Here is a 20,784-nt window from a genome sequence, read left to right on the forward strand (position 1 = left end):
TGCTCCCTCAGCATTGTTAGCGCTCACACACCAGGGACATCACAATGGCATTCCCGACCACCACCAGGGCCTTATGCGCGGGACTCCTCGCGGCGGCCCTCGCCCTCTCGTCAACCGCGGGAGCCGCGGAAGCCGCGGCCGCCGACGCCGCTCCACCGGCTCCGGTGCTCGTCTACGAGTTCGACGCCGACGATCTCACCACCGGCTCCGTCACCGACTCTTCCGGCAACCACCTGCACGGCGAGCTGGCCAACGCCGCCACCGCGGCACTGGTGGACGGCGCCGCGGGCGGACACGCGCTGAGCCTGCCCGGCGGCGCCCCGTCCTCCGACGGCGCCTACGTCCGACTGCCGCTGGCCGCGATCAAGGGCAAGACCGACCTGACCGTGTCCGCACGGGTGAAGTGGGACGGCACCACGACCCCCTGGCAGTGGATCTACGCGCTGGGCAAGAACAACACCCGGTACCTGTTCAGCACGCCGTACAACGGCGACGGCCGGCTGCGTACGGCGGTCACCACGTCGGGCGGCGGCGCCGAGGTCCAGGTCACCGGCTATGCGCCGCTTCCGGCGAACGTCTGGAGGACACTGACCGTCACCCTCGACACGACGGCCCGGCGCATCACGACCTACCTCGACGGAGCCGCCGTCGCCTCCGCCGCCACGACGATCACGGCGGCGCAGCTCGTCGACGCCTCGACGACGTCGGCCGGGTTCATCGGGCGCTCGTTCTACCAGGACCCGCTGTTCGACGGCGCGATCGACGATTTCCGCATCTACCCCGCGGCGTTGACGGCCAGTCAGGTGGCCGAGCTGGTCGGCGGCACACCGCCGACGCCGACCGGCCTGAGCCGGGACGCCTTCCAGGTGCGGACGACCGTCGGCACCGCGCCCTCCCTGCCGCCCGCGGTCCGCGCCGCCTTCTCCGACGACTTCGACCGTGACCTGCCCATCGCCTGGCCGTCCGTGGACCCGGGCGAGTACGCCGCCGCGGGCACCTTCACCGTCAACGGCACGGCCGCCGGCCGTCCGGTCACCGCCAAGGTCACGGTGATCCGCGAAGGTCAGCTCGTCATCGACCTGGCCAAGGACACCGGCGCCTTCCACGGCGGCGCGTCCGGCACCCTCTACGGCCTGTACGGACCCGGGGTGCCGACGAACAACCTCATCGAGGGCATGAAGCTCCGCACGGTCTCGACCAAGGCCCAGGACGGCCCGCAGCACCCCGGCGCCGACGCGCTGGAGGTGGTCAAGCCACTGGCCGACAGCACCGACGGCGACGTGTACGTCTACATGACCGACATCCACCGCGGCTTCCCGTACCAGTGGCCGGGAAGCACACCGCAGGAGAAGCTCGACCTGTACAAGCAGAAGATCGACAAGCAGGTCGACCAGGTGCTGCAGCTCGACCCGGAATACCGCGACAACATCGTGTTCGTGCCCTTCAACGAGCCCGAGGGCAACATGTTCGGCACCGGGGAGTGGAGCTACAACCGCGTCAGCTGGCTCAGTGACCCGCAGCACTACTTCAAGGCGTGGGACGAGGTCTACGCCCTCATCAAGGGCAGAATGCCGGACGCCCGCATCGCCGGACCCAACACGAGCGTGCTGTTCGCTCAGGTGAAGGGTTACCTGGCGCACGTGGTGAAGGCGGGCACCGTGCCCGACGTGATGACCTGGCACGAGCTCAGCCACCCCGAGCAGGTGCGGGAGAGCGTCAAGCGCTACCGGGAGATGGAGGCCGAGGTCTTCGCCGGCACCTCGCACGAGGGCAAGAAGCTGCCCATCAACATCAACGAGTACGCCTTCAACTACCACACCTCGGTGCCGGGCCAGATGATCCAGTGGGTGTCGGCCATCGAGGAGTCGAAGGTGGACGCCGACATCGCGTACTGGAACATCGACGGCAACCTCAGCGACTCCGCCGTGCAGGCCAACCGGGGCAACGGCCAGTGGTGGCTGCTGCACGCCTACGGCCAGATGAGCGGCCACACCGTCCGGGTCACGCCGCCGCACCCGGGCCAGAACTACACCCTCCAGGGCGTCGCGACACTCGACCCCGCCAAGCGGCAGGCCCGGACGATCTTCGGCGGCGCGAGCGGCACCGCGCACATCCGCTTCGAGAACGTCCCGGAGAAGGTCTTCGGCCGCAAGGCGCACGCCTGGATCCGGGAGATCCCCTGGACCGGGCAGCTCGGTGACTCACCCCAGCCCAAGATCATCGCCGAGCGCGACGTCACCGTCGAGAACGGGGCCGTGGCCCTCGACTTCGGCGCAGATGACCTGCCGAGGCTGGAGGAGTCGTCGGCATACGAGATCGTCCTGTCCCCCGCCGGGACCGGCACCGTGACGGCGCCCGCGCCGCAGCTCTGGGAGCGGTCGTACGAGGCGGAGGACGCGAAGTACACCGGTGGGGGCTACAGCCGCAACGGACCCGAGGGCTCGCCGTCGGACGTGTCGAAGTTCTACACCTCCGGCCGCTACAACATCGGCGGGCTGCGCACCGGCTCGGACGGCGTGCTCGACTTCACCGTCGAGGTGCCCCAGACCGGCCGCTACGACCTGAGCGTCTTCGCCAACTCCCTCAATACCCACGACCTGGTGCGCGAGCAGGGCCCGACCAACGTGTTCGTGCGCGTGGACGGGGGCGCGGAGCAGGAGCTGTTCCTGCCGCTCGGCTACAAGTGGGTCGTCTGGGACCACGCCGACACCACCGTGGAGCTCACCGCGGGCAAGCACGTCATCTCCCTGGCCGCACGCAGCCTCGACGGCTCCAGAGCCACCAAGGGCGACGCGATCATCGACCGGATCCGCCTCTCGCTGCCGAACCCGGCGGCGGCGGCCTCGACGTACGAGGCCGAGCTGGCCGAACTGCGGGGGGCACGGGCGGCATACGACGTCAAGGGCCACCAGGTCTCCGGCTCGGGCGCCGCGGCGGTCTCCCGAGGCCGGTCGGTGACGTTCTGGGTGTACTCGGGCGACGACGCCGCGGCCGTCCTGGACCTCAAACTGTCCGGTCCCGGCAAGGCGAGGGTGGCCGTCAACGGCCTGGAGGTGCTGGACGACGCCCGGCGCGGCCGCGCCACCGCGGCGGTGTCACTGTCCGGCGGGGTCAACAAGGTCACGGTCACCGGCCGGTCGGCCACCACGCTCATCGACCGCCTGGACGTTCGCCCGGCCCCAGGCGCGCTGCCGGCCACCACCTACGAGGCGGAGTCGGCCCAGCTCGCGGGCACGGCGAAGTCCTCGCCGCTGTCCCTGGCCAGCGGCCAGGCCGCGGTCACCGGGATCGGCGGCGCGCCGGGCAACGCCAACACCCTGACCTTCAGAGTGCGGACGGACGCCTCCGGCACCTACGCGATGCGCGTCCGCTACTCCAACCCGGAGCAGTCGCCCGCCACGCACTACAACCCCGACCCGCTGGCCCGGCACGCCGACATCGCGGTGAACGGCGCAGCGCCGCAGCGCGTGCTGTTCCCGCACACGTTCCACGAGAACAACTTCTGGGAACTGACGGTCCCGGTGAAGCTGAAGAAGGGAGACAACACGGTCCGGTTCGCAAGCGCGGAACTGCCGAACTTCGACGGCAAGACGTACGCGTCGGAGACGTTCCCAGGCGTGCTCCTGCGCTCCCAGTACGCCCCGACGATCGACAAGATCACGATCGCGCGCTACAGCCGCTGATGGGAGCTACCGAGTCAGCTGATCGGGCAGACTCGGTGCCTGGTAGCCGCTGGTGAGTGAGCACTTCCATCCGCTGGACCGATGCTCGAGTCCTGGGGTCAGACCGTGCCCTCACCGGTGGTCAGAGATCTTGATCACTGATGGGATGTCGTGCCCGCCCTAGAAGATCACTGAAAATCCTGTGTTCTGGCCCCGCCTCAGAGATGCGGGGCCAGACTCAGTTGGCATGCAGGGTGAGTGGACCGGCGAATCGATCGGGCCGGATGTATGGACCACCTGCCGGGACCTGATCCCGGCAGGGGTCACGTCCAGCGAAGTGGTGTATGAGTTGACCTTCGCGTGATCCTGTTTCTGCATGTCGAGCGGTGAGTGTCTGCGGGATTGGGTTCTGCTGCGGCGTGTCACCGACGAGGAGGCACATCCGGGTCTTGGCCGGAACGTCCAGCCCCATATAGCGGCGGGCCTCGGTCCACTCATCACTCTGCTCGGCCAAAACCGCACCGACAAGACGGACGATCGAGGGCCGCTGGGAGCCGGTCCCGGAGGCCGGTGGCCCGGACCACCGTACGGCCGGGCGTTCCCACCGGCCGTCCACGTGATCTTCTTCATATTCATCCGTTGCAGACTATCCAGAACGAGACTATATGACCGTGGTGGCGGATGTGGCGAACGAACCCTTCGCCACGACAGGGACCACGTGCCGCGGGCATGCCGGACGCAAGGGGAACGAGCGGGGAACAAAAGGGGAGCAGCGATGTCCTCTCGGTTCGTCTCAGCTTCCTTACAGGATCTTCCGCGTACATTGCGGGAACATGGCGAACACGCGGCGCGCCGCGGGGGTGCGGGGGCCGGGGGCGGCGGGGTGGCGTCGCGACTTCCGGTTGCTGCTCGCCGCGCGGGTCGTCTCCTCGGCGGGAACCGGCTTCGGGCCGGTCGCGCTCGCGTTCGGCGTCCTCGGCCTGCCCGGGGCCGACACCGGCACGCTGTCGCTGATCGTGGCCTGCCAGACGGTTCCCCATCTGCTCCTGGTCCTCCTCGGCGGCGTGCTGGCCGATCGCCTCCCGAGGACCGTCCTGCTGGCCGCCGCGGAGGTGACCGCCGGGCTCGCGTGGGGCGGCATGGCGGTCATGGTGGGCACAGGCGCCGCGCCCGTCCCCCTTCTGTCGGCCTGCGCGGTCGTCGCCGGTGTGGCGGCCGCCCTGGTGGGACCGGCGTTGACCGGGATGGTGGTGCACGTCGTGCCCGCATCCGAGCGGCCCCGGGCGAACTCCGTGCTGCGGTCCGCCACGTACACGGCGCGGACCGCAGGACTCGTCGCCGCCGGTCCGACGGTGGCGTGGGCCGGTGCCGGCTGGGCGCTGGCCGTCGACGCCGCCACGTACCTGCTGGCGGCCGTGCTCCTCGCCGCGCTGCGGCCGGCCGTCCCGACCTCGGCTTCGACCTCGGTCTCGGTCTCGACCGAGACCCCGGGGTCCGGTCTCGCCGGGGAGCTCGCCGCGGGGTGGCGGGAGTTCACCGGCCGCCAGTGGCTGTGGGTCCTCGTCACGGGCTACTCGGTCGGCTACGCCGTCACCTCCGCCGTCACCGGGGTGCTCGGGCCGTCGGCCGCCCAGTCCTACCTGGGCGGGCCGCGGGCGTGGTCCGCGGTCCTCGCAGGTCAGGCCGTCGGCACCCTGGCCGGTGCGTTCGTCGCCCGCTGGGTACGGCCTCGTCGTCCCGCCCTCGTCGCGGCGCTGCTCCTGCCCGCCGGTGCCGTCCCCATCGCGTTGCTGGCGGCCGCGCTGCCCGCGCCGGTCGTGGTCGCCGGTGCGGTCGTCGCCGGTGTCGGCGGCGGCCTGCTGATGGTCCTCGCGGACACGGTCATCCAGCAGCACGTTCCCGCTCACGCGGTGTCGAGGGTGAGCGCCTACGACTGGTTCGGGTCGCTGGCGCTCGCTCCCGTGGCGGTGGTGGCGGCCGGTATCGGGGCGCGCGAGCTGGGTCTCCGGCCCACCCTCGCGGGGTGTGCCGTGCTCGTCTGCGCGGCCGCCGCGTTCACCGTCTGCGCGCCCCAGGTACGCACCCTGAGGTCGGCTCCCCCCGGACCCGAGCAGACGGGAGGCGGTCCGGCGACCGGCGGGCCGGCCGGTTGACGCGGTGTGGGCGACGCGGGCGGACCACCCCGGACGCCAAGGACATCCCGGGAAGGCCGGTGGCCCCCCTTGAACACAAGGACACCTACGACACCAAGAACATCCCGGACAGGCCGGAGACCGGGCGGCGCGGTCTCCCCGGTGAGGAGCGGCACGACACGGCCGCTAGTCGGGCCCGGCCAGCACCATCGTCCCCGGTCCCTGCGCGGCGCCGGGGCCGGCGACGACCGTGATCGTGTCCGCGTCGGCGGGACCGCCGCAGTGCGGGCACGTCACGGTGGGCGTGAACCGCTCGCCGCAGGAGTGGACCAGCAGGGCGGGTGGCCCGCCGGGCGGCGTGGACCAGCGATCACCCCAGGCCATCAGTGTGATCAGCGCGGGCACGATGTCGCGCCCCGCCTCGGTCAGGTGGTACTCGTGGCGGACCGGCCGTTCCTGGTAGGCCACTTTCTCCACCACGCCCGCCGCCTGCAGGCGGTCCAGGCGCTGGGTGAGCAGGTTCCGCGAGATCCCGAGGTCCTCGCTCAGCTGGTCGAAGCGGCGCAGCCCGAGGAACAGGTCCCGCAGGATCAGCGGCGTCCACGGCTCGGCCACCACGCCGACGGCCTGCGCGATCGAGCAGTGCATCTCCCCGAACCTGTTCATGACCCCAGCATAGTCAGTTGCTAAAGTGAACCCACTCAGTTCATTTTCAGGACTCACCGGAGGCTCCATGAACGCCATCACCCAGCGCTACCGCGAGGCCGGCGAGGCCAGGGACGTCGACGCCCTGATGTCGACGCTCGCCCCCACGGTGGTCTTCCGCTCCCCGCTCAGCGGCAGGGCCGGCTTCGCGGGGCACGCCGAGGTCCGCCGGCTCTTCGGTGTCGCCCTCGGAACTCTGCGGGACCTTCGCTATCACACCGACGTCGGCGACGACCGCACCCGCATGCTCGCCGCCACCGCCCGTCTCGGCCACCACGAGCTGGAGGAGGCCGCCCTGGTCCGTCTCGGCGACGACGGACTGATCGAGGAGGTCACCATGTGGGTCCGGCCGTTGCCCGCGCTCACCGCGCTGATGGCCGCGCTGGGACCCGGCCTGGCCAGGGCCTCGGGCAGGCCCGCGCTGGCCGCGTTCGTCGGCGCCTCGGTGAGGCCGCTGGCCTTCATGACCGACTTCGGCGACCGTACCCTGGTCCCCCTCGTCACCCCGAAGAGCGGCTGATCTCGGCCCGGAGGCCACCGACCTGCGCCCGGAAGGCCAAGGGTCTCCGCTCGGAAAGGCCACGATCTCCGCCCGGAAGGCCGAGGGTCTCAGCACGGAAGGCCGACGGTCTCAGCATGGAAGGTCACGGTCCCCGCCCGGAGGCCGCGGGTGACGACGTCACGCTCATCCGGTCGGTCACCGGGTCCCGGCGACGGGCGAGCCCGGTCGGCCGTGGTGGCTCGACCGGGCTCGTCGGGTGGAACGGATCAGGCGGAACGGATCAGGCGAGGTCGAACCGGTCGAGCTCCATGACCTTGGTCCAGGCCGCGACGAAGTCGTTCACGAACTTGTCGGAGGCGTCCTGGCTGGCGTAGACCTCGGCGAGGGCCCGCAGCTCGGAGTTGGAGCCGAAGACGAGGTCGACCGCGGTGGCGGTCCACTTCACCTCATCGGTGTTCACGTCCCGGATCTCGTACACGTGCTCCTCGGACTCCGACGCCTTCCACCGGGTGCCCGGGGAGAGCAGGTTGGTGAAGAAGTCGTTGGTGAGCACGCCGGGCCGGTCGGTGAGGACGCCGTGCCGGCTGCCGCCGAAGTTGGCCCCGAGGGAGCGCAGGCCGCCCAGGAGGACGGTCATCTGGGGCGGGGTCAGGTTGAGCATGTAGGCACGGTCGACGAGCAGCGTCTCCGGCTGGATCTTCACGCCGTCGGCCAGGTAGTTGCGGAACCCGTCGGCGCGGGGCTCCAGGACCTGGAAGGACTCGACGTCGGTCTGCTCCTGGGTGGCGTCGGTGCGACCCGGGCGGAACGGCACCGTCACCGTCACGCCGGCGTCGCGCGCCGCCTTCTCGACGGCGGCCGAGCCGGCCAGCACGATCAGGTCGGCGAGCGAGATCTTCGCGCCGCCGGCCTCGTTGAACTCGCGCTGGATGCCCTCGAGGGTGTCCAGGACCTTTCCGAGCTGCTCGGGCTGGTTGACCTCCCAGTTCCGCTGCGGCTCCAGGCGGATCCTGGCGCCGTTGGCGCCGCCGCGCTTGTCGGTGGACCGGAAGGTCGCGGCGGAGGCCCAGGCGGTGGAGACCAGCTGGGCGGTCGTGAGACCGGACTCCAGGACCTTGGCCTTCAGGGCGGCGATGTCGTCGTCACCCACCAGCTCGTGGTCGACGGCCGGCACCGGGTCCTGCCACAGCTGGGGCTCGGGGACCCACGGTCCGCGGAAGCGGCTGACCGGACCCATGTCGCGGTGCAGCAGCTTGTACCAGGCCTTGGCGAAGGCCAGCGCGAACTCGTCGGGGTTCTCCAGGAAGCGGCGGGAGATCTTCTCGTACGCCGGGTCGACGCGCAGCGACAGGTCGGTCGTGAGCATCGTCGGCTTGTGCTTCTTCGACGGGTCGTGGGCGTCGGGGATGATCGCCTCGGCGTCCTTCGCGACCCACTGCTTCGCGCCGGCGGGGCTCGTGGTGAGCTCCCACTCGTGGCCGAAGAGGATCTCGAAGAAACGGTTGCTCCACTGCGTCGGCCGGTCGGTCCACGTCACCTCGAGACCGCTGGTGATCGTGTCCTTGCCCTTGCCGGTGCCGTAGGTGCTCAGCCAGCCCAGCCCCTGCGTCTCCAGCGGCGCGGCCTCGGGCTCCGGCCCCACGTGGCCGTCCGCGGGCCCGGCGCCGTGGGTCTTGCCGAACGTGTGGCCGCCGGCGATGAGGGCGACGGTCTCCTCGTCGTTCATCGCCATCCGCTTGAAGGTCTCGCGGATGAAGTACGCCGCCGCGAGCGGGTCCGCGCTGCCGCGGGGCCCTTCCGGGTTGACGTAGATGAGGCCCATCTCGGCCGCGCCGACGTCCGGCGCCATCTCGTTGTCGGCGACGTAGCGCTCGTCACCCAGCCAGGCGTCCTCCGGGCCCCAGAAGATCTCCTCCGGCTCCCAGATGTCCTCGCGGCCGAAACCGAAGCCGAAGGTCTTGAAGCCCATGGACTCCAGGGCGACGTTGCCGGCCAGTACGAGCAGGTCGGCCCAGGAGATCTTCTGGCCGTACTTCTGCTTGACCGGCCACAGCAGCCGGCGGGCCTTGTCGAGGTTGGCGTTGTCGGGCCAGCTGTTGAGCGGCGCGAAACGCTGGGAGCCGTCACCGGCACCGCCGCGACCGTCGTGGATGCGGTAGGTGCCCGCGGCGTGCCAGCTCATCCGGATCATCAGGCCGCCGTAGTGGCCGAAGTCGGCCGGCCACCAGTCCTGCGAGGTGGTGAGAACCTCGGCGATGTCCCGCTTGAGGGCCTCGACGTCGAGCTTCTCGAGCTCCTTGGCGTAGTCGAAGTCCTCCCCCAGCGGGGTGCTCTTGGAGGAGTGCGAGCGCAGGATCGACAGGTCGAGCTGGTTGGGCCACCAGTCCCGGTTCGTGTGCGGGCGACCGCCGGTCTTCGGGGTCGGCGAGTCGATGGCCGGGTTCTCGCTCTCGCTGCCGTGCGCGGTCACGGAGTCGTGCGCGACCGGGCAACCGCCTGCTGCACCCCCGCTCTTCGGGTCGAAGCCGGTCGCGTCGTTGTTCTCGGTCATGAAAATCCTTCCGGATCAGCTGGCGGTGGAACAGTTGAGGCACACGCCCCAGTAGATGATCTCGGCCTCGTCGATCACGAAGCCGTGATCGTCGGACGCGGTCAGGCAGGGCGCCTCACCGACCGCACAGTCGACGTCGGCGACGACACCGCACGATCGGCACACGATGTGGTGGTGATTGTCGCCGACCCGCCCCTCGAACAGGGCCGGACTGCCCGGCGGTTCTATACGGCGGACGAGTCCCGCGGTGGTGAGCGCGTGGAGGCCTTCGTACACGGCCTGGAGGGACACCTGGCCGATACGATCACGGACTCCGGAGGTGAGCGCCTCGACACCGAGATGGTCACCGTTTCGGACGGTTTCGAGCAGCGCGACACGGGCCGCAGTCACCCGTAGGCCGGCACCTCGCAGCTCCTCGGCGATGGTCGGGGGCTGGGATGCGGTCATGACTCCAATATACCCCCACAAACATGAACAATTTAAGATATTGAGTGATTCAAGTCTTGGGAGTTCCCTGGACGTCCGGCCGACCGCCCGGGGACGTCCGGCCGACCGCCCGGGGCCGTCCGGGGCGATCGGTGCTGCAGTGGGGCACGGCGCGCATGCCCGGGATCTCCGAGGCCACGGTCCCGAGGCCCGGGATCCGTGCCCCGCGCGTCGGGAAGCGCGGGGGCTCAGGACCGGCCGCAGGTCGCCGGACAGAAGCCGGCCTCGGGGTGCCTCGGCGACGGCCCGTCCAGAAGGGGCTGTGGCCGTGATCCCAGGTGCCGGTCGAGGAAGGCCGCCACGTAGGTGCGGGTGAGCTCAGAGCCACGGGCCGCGGGCAGCATGCCGGGGAGGGGTTCGAGGCCGAGGACGCCCGCCAGCAGGGGGATGTCGGTGAAGGACTGGTGTTCGGCGCCCGACAGCACGAGCCAGCGCTTCCAGCCGGTCAGCAGCCTCCAGTCGCGGTCCCAGGAGGTGTCGCGACCGCCCGGGACGTGCTCGCGCGATCCCAGGAACATGAACGGCCGGGAGAGACCGCCCTTGGGGATGCGGGCGTAGGTGGTGCCGTCCATATTGATCCCGGCGCGTACGCGCGGGTCTTCGATCATGGCCGCCACGGTCGCGGCCCCGCCGATCGACTGGCCCGCCATCGCGATCCTTCTCCGGTCGATCAGGCCGGAATGACCCCACGTGGAGGTCAGCCGGTCGAGGACGAAGGAGACGTCGGCGGCCCGGCCCCGGACCAACCCGGCGCCGAAACCGGGGTCGGTGCTGCTGTCGCAGGCGAGACATTCGGCGACCCGGCCGCCGGACAGGGTGGTGGCGTGGCTCTCGTGGGTGTGGTCGATCCCGGCGACGACGTACCCGCGGCCGGCCAGGTCCTCGGCCAGGGAGGTGAGGGTGCTCACCGGCTTGGTGAAGCCCGGGGAGAGCACCACCAGCGGCAGCCCGCGCCCGGAGGGGGCGGCGTCCTCGACGGCGTTGGTCCGGGTCCTGCTCAGCGTGCCGGACGGCGCGGTCGAGGTCCCGGAGCCCTTCAGGAGGAGTTCCGCCTCCTTGGCCGTCATGTAGGGCGCGCGCCGCCCGTGACGCCGCCCGGCCGGATACCACAGGGTGACCTTGAGCTCCCTGGCGTCCGCGTCGGGGTTCCAGGGGTCGGGGCGGGAGGTGTCGGTCAGGTGCAGGACGGTGGTGCCGACCGGATGGGGGCCGGTGGGGGCGGGCAGCGTCACGGGACCGGGCGGTTCGGCTCGCGGCGCGTCGGAGCGGGGCGGTGCGGGCGCGGAGCAGGCGGACGCGGCCAGGACGGCCAGTCCCGCGAACAGGGTCGAAAGTCTTCTCATGGCGAGGTCCCTCACGTGCGCAGCAGGGTCAGGGCCTTGGCCAGTGCGGGGTCGCGTCCGGCGGCCGCGTCCTTGGGGGTGAGGGGCACGCGGTGGTCGGGCGGCACGCCGATCCGGTCGATCACCTCGCGGTTCGGCCCGAGGTGGTGCCTGGCGGGAAGGTGCAGGAAGGTGTTGTCGGCGAGCAGGTACGTCCGTGCCGGGCCGGAGATCACGCCGGCGGTCCTGGTGCCGACCAGCGGGGCGATGCGCAGGTCCTTGATCGCGGAGCTGAAGTGCTCGCACGCAGAGGCGCAGCCGCGGTCGACGAGCACCACCGACGGCAGGTGAAGCAGCTCGACGGTGTCGTCGGTCGGCGTGGCCTGGCAGGTGCCGTCGGCGGTGCACTGGTAGGCGGTGTTCGCGCCGTGGGCGAACGCGCTCAGCAGCCGGGTCGCCTCCACGGGACTGCCGCCGCCGTTGCCGCGCAGGTCCAGCACGACGCCGGACAGGGTCCGGCCGACGCGCAGCCTGGCGATCGCCCGCAGGACCCGGTTCGCTGAGTCGGGGGTGAACCCGGTCATCCGTACGTGGGCGACGCCGCCGTCATCGCCGTCGTCCAGCAGTTCCGATCGCACCACCCGCAGGTCGGCCGGATCCCGGGGGAAGAGGCCGGGTTCGAGCGTCACGGTCCAGCGGCGGCCGGTGGCCTGCCGCAGCAGCCGCAGCCGGACCGGCCGCGCCTCCGGGTACTCGGGGTGGAGGGCGGCGATGGCGGGGGTGGCCTTCGCGTCGACGAAGGGCGCGGAGCCGTTGATCGACTCGATGACGTCGCCCGGACGCAGGCCCGCGGCCCGCGCCGCGCCGCCCTGCACGCCGGTGACGAAGAGCGGGGGAAGGGCGGTACCGGGATCGGTGTCCGCCTGCGGGCCGGTGACGTTCGCCTGTAGGCCCAGGCCGTAGCCGTCGCCGTCGTAGTGGCCGGGCGGCCGCCTGTCCTGGCGCGTCCAGCGGGCGTGGTCGTCGCCGAGGGCGGCCACGAGCGCCCGCAGGGTGACGGCGGCCAGCCTGTCGCGCAGGTCGGGCACCCGATCGACGATCTTCCGGTAGGCGGTCTCGAAGGCGGCCCAGTCGGCTCCGCGGTCGCCGGTCAGCGCGGGCATGACCGCCTCGGGCATGTCGCGCCCGTAGCGGTCGAGCTCCCGCGTCAGGGCGGCGAATCCGGCGGTCAGCAGCGAGCGGGCGTCCAGCGTCGCACCGCTGTAGTACCTGCCGAGAATGCAGAGGTACGCCTGCTCGACGACGTCGATCGTGGTGGCCTTCTCCGCCTCGACGGGACCCGAGGGCGGCGCGCAGACCGTACCGGCCGCCGTGCCCGCCTGGACGCGCGGCGGCTCCGGCGTGGTGCAGGCCGCCGCAAGAAGGAGGGCGAGCCCGCAGGCCGCGGTCCTGATGAGGGTCATGACAGGCGTCTCCGGATCCACCAGAAGGACGACCAGGCGAGACCGAGGGTGAGCAGGGCGTAGATCCCGGTCTCGATCCACTGGAAGGGCCAGAACCGCTCCAGGGGCTGGTAGCTCGCCCGTTGCCGGTAGCCGAGCCGGTTGATCTCGGCCACGCATCCCCCCGCGGGGAGTCCCTGCGGTGAGCAGGGTCCCGACGTCGTGGAGACCGGGACGGCCCGCACGATCGTCGACGACGGTCCCGAGCTCCCGTCCCCGCCGGAGATCGTCCGTCCGGACGGATCGACCAGCCTGCTGGACAGCACCCAGGCGCCCGCGTGGCCGGGAACGGCGGACGTCCTCAGGAAGATCTGCAGGGATCCGCCTTCCGGCGCGCCGAGACCGTCCATGTTCTCCCGGTTGATCTCGAAGGTGCCGGTGACCGGGGGCATCAGCTGGGGGCGGACCAGCAGCGGCACGGCGAGCTGGATCACGGCGAAGACGGCCAGGGTCAGGGCCATGGCCGGCAGCGTGCGGCGCACCAGCATGCCCACGGTCACCCCCAGCACGAAGGCGAAGGCCGCGTACCCCATCGGGGCGATGCCGCGCGCGCCGAACACCAGCGGGGCCATCATCGCCAGCTCCGGCACGGCCGACCTGTCCAGCGGATCGGACCACCAGGTCACCACCAGACCGCACGCACCGGCGGCGATCACGGCCGCCAGGCCGATGAGCCCGAGCTTGACCGCCAGCCAGCGGCCGCGGGTGACGCTCTGGTTCCACACCAGCAGGTGCGTGCCCGCCTCCAGCTCACGGGTGACCAGCGGAGCCCCCCAGAACAGCCCGATCAACGCCGGCAGGACCAGCACGACGAGGGTGAGGGCCAGGAAGGGGATGTCGTACTCGCCGAAGAACCGGTCGAAGAAGTCGTGGCAGGTGCCGTCCGGGGTGCAGTCGGCGACCCCGGCGGCGTAGGCGGAGGCCAGGTCCGGGCCGGTCAGGGTCAGGACGGTGGCGAGGACGACGAGGACGGCGGCCGTCATCGCGGCCGAGCCGCGGAACTGGCGCCAGGTCAGCCAGATCATCGCCGCACCTCCGTGGCGGCCGGCCGGTTCTCCGTGGGCCGCTCGTCCATGTAGGCCAGGACGAGGTCCTCCAGGCCGAGCGGGGCGACCGTCCAGGCGGGGTCGTGGATCGGGGAGTCGGTACGGACCACGTACGTGCTCTGCCGGTCGGTGTGGCGCGCGGAGATCACGTACTGGTCGGCGGGCAGGCGGTCGGGGTCGCGGCGCGGGCCGGTGAGCCGGTGGTGGGTGCCCAGCAGCCCGTCGACCTCCCCGGCCACCCGGACGTGGGAGTCGACGAGGACGACCAGGAAGTCGCAGACCCGTTCCAGGTCGGAGATCAGGTGGGAGGAGAGCACGACGCTGAGCCGGTGCTCGGCGACGGCCTCCGTCAGCCCCTGCATGAACTCGCGGCGGGCCAGCGGGTCGAGCGAGGCGACGGGCTCGTCCAGGATCAGCAGCTCGGGCCGCTTGGCCAGGCCCAGGGTGAGGGCGAGCTGGGCGCGCCGGCCACCCGACAACCGGCCCGCCCGATGAGCGGGATCGAGGCCGAGCCGCGCGATCCGGTCCCGCGCCAGGGCCTGGTCCCAGCCGGGGTTGAGCCGGGCCCCCAGCCGCAGGTGCTCGGCCACGGTCAGCGCCGGGTAGAGGGGGGTGTCCTGGGCGACGAAGCCGACCCGAGCCAGCTGCGCGGGAGTGCTCCCCGGACGGCCGCCGAGCACGCTGATGCCGCCCGCCGTCGGCTCCAGCTGGCCGCTCGCGAGCTTCAGCAGCGTGGTCTTGCCGGCCCCGTTGGGCCCCACCAGGCCGACGACGCGACCCGCCGGGATGTCGACGGTGCACTCGCTCAGCGCCCAGCGCCTGCCGTACCTCTTGCCCAGTGCCCGGGCCTCCACAACAGCGGTCACGCTATGTCCTCCTGAGCGGTGGTCCGAAAGGTGGTCGTGAACAGCGCCGCGTGCCTTCGGTGGATCGTGGTTCCGAAGCGGCGTGACGGTGGGAACGAAACTAGGCACCGCCCCCGCCGGTGCGCGTCGGCCGTCCTGCCGAGATCGCGTACCTCCCGGGGACCAGGGGCCGCCGGGTCATCCCTGCGATGTACTCCCCGAGACCACGGGCCCCGTCACGACGGCCGATGTGGGAGAGGCGGGCAGGCGTGACAATGTGCCGGTGGAGACCGATGAGCGACCGGCCGGACGACCGGCGTGGTGGCGGCACCTGCTGGACCCGGACGGCCGGACGGACGAGGACCGCCCGGACCGGCGCGACGCCCGGGACACGCCGGGGCCGGGTGGCGACGGCCCCCCGGGACCGTCGCGCCGGGCCCTCACCGCCGACGTGGTGGTCGCGCTCGTCCTGACGGCCGTCGCGGTGACCGTGTCGGTGAGATATCCGGTGACCGGTCCCGCCACGGACCAGCCCGAGGTGATCGAGTACCTGCGGCTCCGGCCCACCGCCTCCCCCCTGCCACCGACGGCCGACCTCCCCTCGATGCCCGACCTGCCGTCGATGCCCGACCTGCCACCGATGGCCGACATGCCGTCGATCCCGGATTCCCCGTCCGAAGGTCCGTCCCCGTCCTCCGGTGAGCCGTCCGGCATCGTGCCCGCCTGGCTCCTGTCCCACGTCCTGCCCGTGTTCCTCGTGGCGCTGACGGCGTTGCCGCTGGCGGTGCGGCGCCGGTACCCGCTCGTCACCTTCTGGGTGGTGCTGGCCGCGGCGCTGGCCACGTACCGGGTCGCGACCTGGATCACCGTTCTGACCTGCGCCGTCGCCGCGTACGGTGCCGTCGTCCACGGCCGTAACCGGTTCCTGGCGATGGGGGGCCTCGTGCTCGCGGCCGGGCTCGCCGGGGGCGCCTTCCGGGACGTCGCGCCCGGGCTGCCGGACTGGATGGTGCCGTTCGCCGTCCTGCTGGGCGTCGGCGTCTTCGGGAGCTTCGTCCGTTCCTGGCGGCGGCAGCTAGGGGCCGGCCGGCGTCGGCTCGCCGAGCTGCGGCGGGAGCAGGAGAACGCCACGCGCAGGGCCGTCGCGGAGGAGCGCTCCCGGATCGCCGCCGAACTCCACGACGTGGTGACCCACAATGTCAGCGTGATGGTGATCCAGGCCGGCGCGGCCCGCAAGGTCATGGACATGGAACCGGAGCAGTCGAAACAGGCCCTGCTCGCGATCGAGTCCGGCGGCCGGGCCGCCATGGCCGAACTGCGCAACGTCATGGGCCTGCTCGCGGGGCCGGGCGGCGAGCGCCTCGACGGGCCCTCCGGCGGGTCCTCCGACGGGCTCTCCGACGGGCTCGAACCCCAGCCCGGGCTCGACCGGCTCGACGCCCTGGTGGAACGGGTCCGCGCCGCCGGCGTGCCGGTGAGCGTCGAGGTGTCGCCGATCGGGCCGCTTCCTCCCGGGATCGACCTCGCCGCCTACCGCGTCGTGCAGGAGGCCCTCACCAACACGATCAAGCACGCGGCCGGGGCCGCCGCGTTCGTGACGATCGGTCATGACGGCGACCGGCTGGAGATCGAGGTGACCGACACCGGCGGGACACCGAGCGCCGGACCGCGGACCGGCGGCGGCAGGGGGCTGATCGGGCTGCGCGAGCGGCTCGCCGTCTACGGCGGGACCCTGGACGCGGGGCCGACGGCCGGGGGCGGATTCCGGATCAGGGCCCGTATCCCGTGGAGGGCGACATGACCGAGCGGTTGCGCGCCGTCATCGCCGACGACCAGGCACTGGTACGCACGGGATTCCGCATGATCCTCGCCGCCGACGGCATCGACGTGACGGCCGAGGCCGCCGACGGGGAGGAGGCCGTCGCCGCGGTCCGCCGTACCAGGCCCGACGTCGTGCTCATGGACGTCCGGATGCCGAGGATGGACGGCCTCGAGGCCACCCGGCGGATCCTCGCGGACGGCGCCGAGGGCACCCGCGTGCTGATCCTGACCACCTACGACCTCGACCACTACGTGTACGCCGCGCTCGCCGCGGGGGCGAGCGGGTTCCTGCTCAAGGACGTCACCCCCGAGCACCTGGTGGCCGCGGTACGCCTGGTGCGCTCCGGCGACGCCCTGCTCGCGCCCACCATCACCCGCCGCCTGGTCGAACGTTTCGCCCGCCACGACACCGTACGGCCGGACCTGCACCGTGACCTGTCCCGGCTGACGCCCCGGGAGGTGGACGTCCTGCGCCTGCTCGCCACCGGCCTGAGCAATGCCGAGCTCGCCGACCGGCTGACCCTCAGCATGGCCACGGTGAAGACCCACGTCGCGCGCATCCTGTCCAAGCTCGGCCTGCGCGACCGTGTCCAGGCCGTGGTGGTCGCCTACGAGACCGGCCTGATCTCCCCCGGCGGCTTCCCTCAGGAGCCGGGCCGGGCCCGCGGACCGGCGGATCGCTGACGGCGTCCGGGCGGTAGTTCGCCCACCGGCGCGACGGTGTGCGTCCCGCCGCCCGTGCAGCGCCACACGACGGCCCCGTCCCCCGGTTCGGCGCGCAGGCCCCGGTCGTGCACCGGGCAGACCGGCCACGTCCTCCAGAGGACCTCCATGACCACCTCCTGGGTGGCGTCGGCCACGGACCCCAGCCCCCCGTTCCGCGATCCGAGGCCGTTTCCCTGGCAGACGCCCCGGAACTCCACCCATGCCAGGCCCACGCCGTCCCAGTCGGGAAGGATCATCCGAAGCTTCCCGGTGATCCCTGCGGCGCGCACGTCGCGCTCCACGATCCTCAGCGCCTCCTCCAGCGGCGCCGGCAGGCCCGGATCCAGCGCGAAGGACGGCTCGAAGCCGACGTCGCCGAGAAGGGCCTCACCCAGCCGGGCCAGATCGGCGGCCGTCAGCTCGGCGGCGGGACGTTCGAGGAGCTCCCGCGTGACAGCGGTGGACACGCCCTGCTCCTCCACCAGGCAGGCCAGCTCGATGAGAGGCCCGGCGTCGAGCCCACCGTCGCGCAACCCCGTGTGGACGCGGGCGCCCAGCTCGTCGACGATCCGCCTGAGCTCGTCGTCCTGCTCGTAGGGATGCATGCCGCAGTGTCTCCCGCCCCCCATGTCCCGGCAAGCGGGATTCCGGGCCCGGATTCCAGGCGCCGCCTCATGACCTGCGCGCACCGTGGTCTTCGGAACGGCGGGGCGGTGAAGGCGTACGAAACATGAACTTCGGTGGGATGTGTGATCGTGGCGGGCTGCACTACATTGCCTGCCATGGTGCTCGCCGGCATTCCCAGCCCCTCCGAAGGAGTCTGGCATCTGGGGCCTCTGCCCATTCGCGGTTACACCATCTGCATCATGCTCGGGGTCGTGGTGGCCGTCGCCGTCGCCGATCGCCGCTGGCGGAATCGCGGTGGGGCACCGGGCACCATGCTGGACCTGGCGACGTGGGGAATTCCGTTCGGCCTCGTGGGCGCGCGGCTGTACCACGTCATCACCGACTGGCAGCTGTACTTCGGGCCCGGCGCCCCCCACCGGCCGATCGACGCGGTCCTGGTCTGGAGCGACTCCGGACCGGGCTGGCGCGGTCTGAGCATCTGGGGCGCCATCGCCCTGGGCGCGGTGGGCGTGTGGATCGGCTGCCGCCGCCGGGGCATCGCGGTGAGCGCGGTCGCCGACGCCGTGGCCCCGGCCGTCGCCATCGGCCGGTGGTGCAACTACTTCAACCAGGAGCTGTTCGGCGGCCCGACCGACCTGCCCTGGGGGCTGGAGATCGACGCGGGCCGTCCGGGAACCGTGCCGGGCGTCACCACCTACCACCCCACGTTCCTGTACGAGTCGCTGTGGAGCCTGGGCCTGGCGCTGGCACTGATCTGGATCGGCGGCCGCTTCGCGCTGCGGCACGGACGGCTCTTCGCCCTGTACGTGGCGGGCTACACCGCGGGCCGGTTCTGGATCGAGGGCATGCGCGTCGACCCGGCCAACGAGATCCTCGGGATGCGGCTGAACCAGTGGACGTCGGTCGCCCTGTTCCTGGGCGCGCTGGCCTACGTGTACCTGACCCGGAACAAGAGATCCGAGGAGTCCCTGGGCGACGAACGGGTTCTCACCGGGGTGAAGTGAACCCCGGCCGTCCGGGGGCCTGTCGAAGCACTCCCGCAGGACCGTGCGATGCGCCGGGCGGGGACACGGCGGGTCCGCGCTCTCCCAGCGGCGGATCCGCCGGGCGCTGAACCGTACGTCACGCGGCAGCCTGCCGTCCCTCCGCATCGCCCCGGCCGGGTCCGAGGGCTTCTCCGCCGATCCTTCCCGGGTGAGGTGAACGTCCCGCCCGCCGTCGCCGGCGTCATCACGCTGGGAACCTTGTGGTGGGAGACGATGTGGAACCTGTCCGCGGCCGTGCGTACCGGCAGGCCGTCCCTGCCGTCCCCCTACCGGTCAGGGTACGACTACCTGGCGGACGACCCCGGCGCCCAGCACCTGTTCGACCGGTTCATGACCCACCGCAGCGCCCCGATCGCCGAACGGCTCGGCGCCTGGGCCACCCCGGAGAACGTCCCCGACGGGAGCGTCGTCGTCACCGTCCCCGTCTGAGCCCGTTCCGGCGTCCCCGTCCCGCACCTCGGCCCCGGCGTTCACGGGATCACCACCGTATCGCCGGGTCCGGGGACCGGGGCGGGCGCGGCCGGCACCGGATCCCCCTGGAGCGGCGGTCGCCGCCCGGGCCTCGTACGTCATCGCGTCCTGTCGTCCAGGTGGACGCGGACGGGGAGCGACTCCCAGGCCCGCAGGGTGTTGTTGTGGTGGCGCCGGGGTGTCCCGGCGAGCTCGAAGCGGTCGACGCGGCGCGTCAGGGCGGCCAGCAGCGCCTCGGCCTCCAGGCGGGCGACGTGCTGGCCGACGCACTGGTGCAGGCCCATGCCGAAGCCGACGTGCCCGGAGGGGTCGCGGGACAGGTCGAAGGCGTCGGGGTCGTCCCAGCGGCGCGGGTCGCGGTTGGCCGCGGCGAGGAACAACAGGACCTTCCTGCCCTCGGGGACGACCGCGCCGCCGATCCGGACGTCGCGGTCGGCGGTGCGGAAGAAGGTCTGCACGGGCGACTGCCAGCGCACGGCCTCGTCGAACGCGACCCGTGCCAGGCCGGGGTCCTCGCGCAGCCGCCTCCACTGGCCGGGGTGGACGGCGAAGGCGTACAGCACGGCGGCCAGGCCGTGCACGGTGGTGTCGACCCCGGCCGACAGCAGGGAGCGCACCACCAGCGGGGCCTGCTCGGGGGTGATGTCGCCGCGGTCGGCCGCCGCCCAGATCCGCGCGCCGAACCCGCCGGGCGCCAGCACCTCACGGCGGCACCGGTCGTTCACCCAGGCCGACAGCTCCCCCACCCGGGCGTCGCCCCTGGCCACCAGGTCGTTGGCCGGGCCGAAGGCGTTGAAGAGGTGGTCCCCGTAGGGCAGCAGGTTCTCCCGGCCCTCGCGGGGGATGCCGACCGCGTCGGGGAACACCCGCAGCGGGAAGGCCTCGGCCAGCGACGTGACCGCGTCGAACTCGCGCTCGGCCAGCACCCGGTCCACCAGGTCCTCGGCCTCGGCGAACCAGCGCTCGCGCAGCCCGCGCAGTGCCCGCGGTCCCAGGATCCGGGTCAGGACGGCGCGCGGGGCGTCGTGCCGGGGCGGGTCGGCCTCCAGCAGCAGGCTGGGCGGGCGCCACGGCCTCTCCCGGCGGAAGTTGCTCAGCCCCACCCCGGCTCCGGAGGGGAGGTTCTGCCAGTCGGCCAGCGCGGCGTGCACGTGCTCGTGACGGGCCAGCGCGTAGACGTCGTAGCGGGGCAGGCGGACCACGGGACCGGCCGCGAGCAGGGCGGCGTGCAGGGGTGCGGGGTCCTCCAGCACCTCGTGGGCGAAGGGGTCGGCGTCGAGCACGGGCAGCGTGGGTGACGCGGGTGGCGCGGGTGACGCGGGTGGCGCGGGTGACGCGGGTGGCACGGGTGGCGCGGTCAT

At 72.2% G+C, this 20,784-nt stretch carries 16 protein-coding genes; 7 read left to right on the top strand and 9 right to left on the bottom strand.

What is annotated here, in order from left to right; all coding sequences use genetic code 11:
• The first annotated feature begins 44 nt into the window (after positions 1-44).
• Together ACZ6RT_RS11480 and ACZ6RT_RS11485 are read left to right on the top strand one after the other, a co-directional pair.
• On the top strand, positions 45-3,683 hold the full coding sequence (locus tag ACZ6RT_RS11480) for a LamG-like jellyroll fold domain-containing protein (protein WP_470153225.1): 3,639 nt from the start codon (positions 45-47) through the stop codon (positions 3,681-3,683).
• Between the two features lie 812 nt (positions 3,684-4,495).
• Positions 4,496-5,815, top strand: a complete 1,320-nt coding sequence (locus ACZ6RT_RS11485) for an MFS transporter (protein WP_470153227.1) — start codon at positions 4,496-4,498, stop codon at positions 5,813-5,815.
• 165 nt (positions 5,816-5,980) lie between these two features.
• Here the strand turns inward: ACZ6RT_RS11485 and ACZ6RT_RS11490 are convergent, their stop codons facing one another.
• Positions 5,981-6,460 (bottom strand): winged helix-turn-helix transcriptional regulator, encoded by a 480-nt coding sequence (locus tag ACZ6RT_RS11490; RefSeq protein WP_399189689.1) that lies wholly within the window; start codon positions 6,458-6,460, stop codon positions 5,981-5,983.
• 67 nt (positions 6,461-6,527) lie between these two features.
• On the opposite strand from ACZ6RT_RS11490, the gene ACZ6RT_RS11495 reads away from it, so the two are divergent.
• Positions 6,528-7,019, top strand: a complete 492-nt coding sequence (locus ACZ6RT_RS11495) for a nuclear transport factor 2 family protein (protein WP_399189691.1) — start codon at positions 6,528-6,530, stop codon at positions 7,017-7,019.
• Between the two features lie 262 nt (positions 7,020-7,281).
• Here the strand turns inward: ACZ6RT_RS11495 and katG are convergent, their stop codons facing one another.
• The 6 genes from katG to ACZ6RT_RS11525 form a co-directional block, all read right to left on the bottom strand.
• Positions 7,282-9,552, bottom strand: coding sequence for a catalase/peroxidase HPI (katG, locus tag ACZ6RT_RS11500; RefSeq protein WP_399189693.1), 2,271 nt, complete (start codon positions 9,550-9,552; stop codon positions 7,282-7,284).
• A gap of 15 nt (positions 9,553-9,567) precedes the next feature.
• Complete coding sequence (locus ACZ6RT_RS11505) at positions 9,568-9,999, bottom strand: Fur family transcriptional regulator (RefSeq protein WP_399189695.1); 432 nt, start codon at positions 9,997-9,999, stop codon at positions 9,568-9,570.
• Positions 10,000-10,226: 227 nt separating this feature from the next.
• The gene (locus ACZ6RT_RS11510; RefSeq protein ID WP_470153228.1) at positions 10,227-11,381 is read right to left on the bottom strand and encodes an alpha/beta hydrolase family protein; all 1,155 of its coding nucleotides are present in this window, start codon (positions 11,379-11,381) and stop codon (positions 10,227-10,229) included.
• Positions 11,382-11,392: 11 nt separating this feature from the next.
• Positions 11,393-12,823, bottom strand: coding sequence for a S41 family peptidase (locus ACZ6RT_RS11515; protein ID WP_470153230.1), 1,431 nt, complete (start codon positions 12,821-12,823; stop codon positions 11,393-11,395).
• Positions 12,820-13,887, bottom strand: coding sequence for an ABC transporter permease (locus ACZ6RT_RS11520; protein WP_470153231.1), 1,068 nt, complete (start codon positions 13,885-13,887; stop codon positions 12,820-12,822). The genes ACZ6RT_RS11515 and ACZ6RT_RS11520 overlap by 4 nt, the downstream gene beginning before the upstream one ends.
• Positions 13,884-14,774 carry an ABC transporter ATP-binding protein gene (locus ACZ6RT_RS11525; protein WP_470153233.1) on the bottom strand — a complete coding sequence of 297 codons (891 nt, stop codon included), beginning with the start codon at positions 14,772-14,774 and terminating at the stop codon, positions 13,884-13,886. Before ACZ6RT_RS11525 ends, ACZ6RT_RS11520 begins: the two co-directional genes overlap by 4 nt.
• Positions 14,775-15,036: 262 nt before the next feature.
• Between ACZ6RT_RS11525 and ACZ6RT_RS11530 the strand changes: the two genes are divergently transcribed.
• Positions 15,037-16,554: a sensor histidine kinase gene (locus ACZ6RT_RS11530; RefSeq protein WP_470153234.1), complete on the top strand. Its 1,518-nt coding sequence runs from the start codon at positions 15,037-15,039 to the stop codon at positions 16,552-16,554.
• On the top strand, positions 16,551-17,258 hold the full coding sequence (locus ACZ6RT_RS11535; protein ID WP_470153235.1) for a response regulator: 708 nt from the start codon (positions 16,551-16,553) through the stop codon (positions 17,256-17,258). Before ACZ6RT_RS11530 ends, ACZ6RT_RS11535 begins: the two co-directional genes overlap by 4 nt.
• Here the strand turns inward: ACZ6RT_RS11535 and ACZ6RT_RS11540 are convergent.
• Positions 17,219-17,884 (bottom strand): hypothetical protein, encoded by a 666-nt coding sequence (locus tag ACZ6RT_RS11540; RefSeq protein WP_470153236.1) that lies wholly within the window; start codon positions 17,882-17,884, stop codon positions 17,219-17,221. The two genes, ACZ6RT_RS11535 and ACZ6RT_RS11540, sit on opposite strands and share 40 nt — an antisense overlap.
• A 261-nt stretch (positions 17,885-18,145) precedes the next feature.
• Here ACZ6RT_RS11540 and ACZ6RT_RS11545 point away from each other — a divergent pair, with 261 nt between their 5' ends.
• Both ACZ6RT_RS11545 and ACZ6RT_RS11550 read left to right on the top strand, forming a co-directional pair.
• The gene (locus tag ACZ6RT_RS11545; protein ID WP_470153238.1) at positions 18,146-18,910 is read left to right on the top strand and encodes a prolipoprotein diacylglyceryl transferase family protein; all 765 of its coding nucleotides are present in this window, start codon (positions 18,146-18,148) and stop codon (positions 18,908-18,910) included.
• 195 nt (positions 18,911-19,105) lie between these two features.
• Complete coding sequence (locus ACZ6RT_RS11550; protein WP_399189714.1) at positions 19,106-19,381, top strand: hypothetical protein; 276 nt, start codon at positions 19,106-19,108, stop codon at positions 19,379-19,381.
• A gap of 140 nt (positions 19,382-19,521) precedes the next feature.
• On the opposite strand, the gene ACZ6RT_RS11555 is transcribed toward ACZ6RT_RS11550, so the two are convergent.
• Positions 19,522-20,784 (bottom strand): cytochrome P450, encoded by a 1,263-nt coding sequence (locus tag ACZ6RT_RS11555; protein WP_470153240.1) that lies wholly within the window; start codon positions 20,782-20,784, stop codon positions 19,522-19,524.

The organism is Streptosporangium sp. NPDC050148 (assembly GCF_055586505.1).